The 3231-nt window shown below is 67.1% G+C and carries 5 protein-coding genes; 4 read left to right on the top strand and 1 reads right to left on the bottom strand.

From position 1 onward, the window contains the following. The first annotated feature begins 564 nt into the window (after positions 1–564). Positions 565–1053: a hypothetical protein gene (locus DK254_RS20290; protein WP_256595915.1), complete on the top strand. Its 489-nt coding sequence runs from the start codon at positions 565–567 to the stop codon at positions 1051–1053. 3 nt (positions 1054–1056) lie between these two features. Here DK254_RS20290 and DK254_RS20285 read toward each other — a convergent pair whose 3' ends face one another. Then, positions 1057–1965, bottom strand: a complete 909-nt coding sequence (locus DK254_RS20285; protein WP_109935209.1) for a YihY/virulence factor BrkB family protein — start codon at positions 1963–1965, stop codon at positions 1057–1059. 192 nt (positions 1966–2157) lie between these two features. On the opposite strand from DK254_RS20285, the gene DK254_RS20280 reads away from it, so the two are divergent. From DK254_RS20280 to DK254_RS34850, 3 genes are all read left to right on the top strand, one after another. Continuing rightward, positions 2158–2616, top strand: a complete 459-nt coding sequence (locus DK254_RS20280; RefSeq protein ID WP_089394017.1) for a hypothetical protein — start codon at positions 2158–2160, stop codon at positions 2614–2616. Then, complete coding sequence (locus tag DK254_RS20275; RefSeq protein WP_089394016.1) at positions 2613–2804, top strand: hypothetical protein; 192 nt, start codon at positions 2613–2615, stop codon at positions 2802–2804. The genes DK254_RS20280 and DK254_RS20275 overlap by 4 nt, the downstream gene beginning before the upstream one ends. Before the next feature lie 104 nt (positions 2805–2908). After that, positions 2909–3040, top strand: a complete 132-nt coding sequence (locus DK254_RS34850; RefSeq protein ID WP_256595914.1) for a hypothetical protein — start codon at positions 2909–2911, stop codon at positions 3038–3040. Positions 3041–3231: the final 191 nt, after the last annotated feature.

Raw genomic sequence — 3231 nt, 5'->3', positions numbered from 1 at the left:
TCGGGCCCGTATGCGGGGCAAGCCTTTTTGGTTCCTTTTTGCGGGGGTGGCCTTCCACCGTTTGACAAAAGTGACTCGCCCGAGGGGGCGAAACAAGAAACATCAACGCACTCGGAGCGGCGCGCTACACCCAAACCCGACGTCTTTTCAATGACGAGGGGTGGAGATCGGAGCACAGGCCCAAGGTTCGCGAGCAAGCTCGCTCCTACGGGAGAAATGCCATGCCTCACGGCAACCTGTAGGAGCGGGCCCTGCCCGCGATTTCGCGCGCAGGGCGCGCTCCTACATGGGAATGGTGCGGAGGGGACAGTTGCTCGCGAAACACCATCGTAGGATGGGTGGAGCGAAGCGATACCCATCGCCATGGCCGCATGGGTTTCGCCCAGGCTCAACCCATCCTACGAGGAACACTTCGGCGCCATGCCCGGGCAGTTGCAGCTTCGCTGGCACCCGGCGCCGCCCCCCCGGCTACAGAACGCCGCATCGCCCGTCTATGCTTGCCCACACGGAAACGGCAAAATCGTCGACTCCGCGCCCGTTCGCCATCGAGGGACCTTCATGGGCATGCGCCACCCATTCTCCTGCCTGGCCGTCATCGGCCTGCCGCTGTACCTGGCCGGCTGCGCCAGCCATGACGCCGAGGAGCAGCACCAGCTGTACCGCAACGACATGCTCGAGGCGAAGCTGCTGATCGCCTCGGCCGACCCGGGCAACTACGCCCGCGCCAACGACCTGCTGGCGCATGCCCGCGCTGCCGACCAGCGCGGCGAGGTGGCCTTCTACGAGGCGCTGCTGAAGATCCGCCAGCAGGCCCCGGCGGACCAGGCCCTGCCCCTGCTGGAGCGCGCCGCCAAGGCCGGCCAGCCCTATGCCATCGCCCTGCTCTACCGCGTCTACAGCCAGCCCATGCTCGGCCAGGATGCCGACGCGCTGAAGGCCGAGGAATACCGCAAGGCCTACGCCGAGCTGGACGTGGCCAAGAGCGGCTACCCGAACTTCGAGCGCGCCGGGCAGATCGTCGAGCAGTTGCTGAGCCAGCAGCCGGCGCAGTGAGCCTCAGCCCTCCTCGGGGCTGCGCGCCTCGGCCTGTTCGAAGGTGCGCTCGCCGGGGTTCTTGCCGTGGGGCAGGTGGTGTTCGATCACCGCGTTGAGCTCGGCGCCCAGCAGCAGCACCGCGGCGGAGATGTAGAAGTACAGCAGCAGCACGATGATGGCGCCGACGCTGCCGTACATGGCGTTGTAGTCGGCGAAGTTCTTCACGTAGAAGCCGAAGGCCAGGGACGCCGCCACCCAGGCCACCACCGCCAACACCGAGCCGGGGGTGATGAAGCGGAACTTCTGCTTCACGTTGGGGGTGGCGTAGTAGATCACCGCCACCGCCATCATCATCAGCAGGATCACCACCGGCCAGCGCAGCAGCGACCAGAGCACCACCACGTATTCCTGCAGGCCGATCCGCTCGGCGATCCAGCCCATCACCTGCGGCCCGAGGATCATCAGCGCGGCCACCAGCATCAGCATCACCGCCAGGCCCAGGGTGTAGAACAGCGACAGCGGCACGCGCTTCCACACCGGGCGCATCTCGCGCACGTCGTAGGCGGCGTTGAGCGCATTCATCAACGAGCGCACCGCCGCCGAGGACGACCAGAGCGCGACCACGATCCCCACCGAGAGCAGCCCGCCCTGGCGCTGCTGCAGCTGGTCGATGATCGGGTTGACCTGCTCCAGGGCCTGGCCCGGTAGCACGTAGGCGGCCTGCTCGCGCAGCCAGTCGAAGAATTCCGGCAGGTGCAGGAAGCCCAGCAGGGCGATGAGGAACAGCAGGAACGGGAACAGCGAGAACAGCCCCTGGTAGGCCAGCGCCGCCGCGTAGGTGGGCATCTCGTCGTCGAGGAATTCCTTGACGGTCAGTTTCAGCAGTTGCCAGGGGCCCAGGCTCAGGCCCCGAAGATCCATGAATTGCATGCCAGGTTTCCTTCCTCCACTCCGGCCGCGGCGCGGCCCCGTATCGACGGTTGACCCGCCGGCACGGCTCAAGTTCGGTCGTTTCGGCCAAGCCTAGCCACTCGGCGCGGCCAGGGGAAGTTTCCCCCGGGGCGGGCAGGTGTAGGAAATGGCCTATACACTTCAGCGCAACCACAGCCGGAGGAACCCCGCATGCCCATCCCGATGCTCCGCCCCGCCCGCCGCCTCGGCGCCACCCTGCTGCTCGCCGCCGCGGCCTTCGCCAGCCTGCAACCCCAGGCCCGGGCCGAGGACGAAGCCACCTTCCTCAAGGAGTCGGCCGCCTTCTTCGAGCAGCAGAGCAAGCAGCTGCCGGTGCAGGTGGACCAGGTTACGCGCCTGGAGAACGTGCGCCTGGACACCGACAGCAAGGTGCTGCACTACCGCTACGGCCTCTCCAGCATGAAGGCCGAGGGCATGCAGGCCAGCGCCCTGGACAAGTTCAAGAGCGAGCAGCGCGCCCGCCTGGAGCGCGCCACCTGCCAGCAGCCGGCGCTGCTGCAGCGCATCCGCGAGCACGGCATCCGTGTCGCCCACGACTACGACGGCAGCGATGGCAAGCCGCTGGCGAGCATCGAGATCGACCCGCAGACACTTCAGTGCCAGGGATGAGCCGCGCCGACTACCACCGCGAAAACGCAACCCGGGCCGAAGCCGAGGCCCGCCGGCTGCTGGCCGAGCGCCAGGCCCTGGGCGGGCGCTGGCTGGCCTGGGTGGCCGGCGAGCTCTACCGCCTGGGTCCGCCGCAGTACGCGGCCATGGTCCGCCGCGAACTGGAGCGCCTGAGCGGCGACGCCTGAAACGCCCGGCAGGTCTATGCTGTAGGAGCACCGGCCTCCTCCACGGGCCGGCGGAACGACGACCGCAGGGATGCCAAAGCTTCCCAGTCCACGAGGTGACGGTCATGAGCAAAGGTCTGAACGCCCACAAGGAAGGCAAGAAGAAGCCCCTGAAGACGGCCCACGAGAAACGCATGGCGAAGAAACAGAAGAAAGCCGGCAATGCGCTGCTCGGCAGCCACGGGCAAACCTCCTGAGTCCAGCGGCGGACGGCCGCCGGGGGCGGTTGTCCGCGATTTATTTCGTGCCTGGTTCCCTGCATCCCGCGCTTGGCAGGAGCGAGGGGGATGCCTGGTTTTTGCTCGTGAGCCTTAGGCCTGTGCTCCGATCTCCCCCTCGTCATTCCCGATTCCCACGAATGCGGGAACCCAAAAAGATGTCAGGTTTG

It is taken from the genome of Pseudomonas sp. RW407 (genome assembly GCF_003176655.1).
GTDB lineage: Bacteria > Pseudomonadota > Gammaproteobacteria > Pseudomonadales > Pseudomonadaceae > Pseudomonas > Pseudomonas delhiensis.
This window is presented reverse-complemented; position numbering and strand designations above follow the sequence as displayed.

Bases quoted from the DNA above. Each gene is read 5' to 3' on its own strand.
- DK254_RS20285 (WP_109935209.1), bottom strand. From the start codon at position 1,965: ATGCAATTCATGGATCTTCGGGGCCTGAGCCTGGGCCCCTGGCAACTG.
- DK254_RS20275 (WP_089394016.1), top strand. From the start codon at position 2,613: ATGAGCCGCGCCGACTACCACCGCGAAAACGCAACCCGGGCCGAAGCC.
- DK254_RS34850 (WP_256595914.1), top strand. From the start codon at position 2,909: ATGAGCAAAGGTCTGAACGCCCACAAGGAAGGCAAGAAGAAGCCCCTG.
- DK254_RS20290 (WP_256595915.1), top strand. From the start codon at position 565: ATGCGCCACCCATTCTCCTGCCTGGCCGTCATCGGCCTGCCGCTGTAC.
- DK254_RS20280 (WP_089394017.1), top strand. From the start codon at position 2,158: ATGCCCATCCCGATGCTCCGCCCCGCCCGCCGCCTCGGCGCCACCCTG.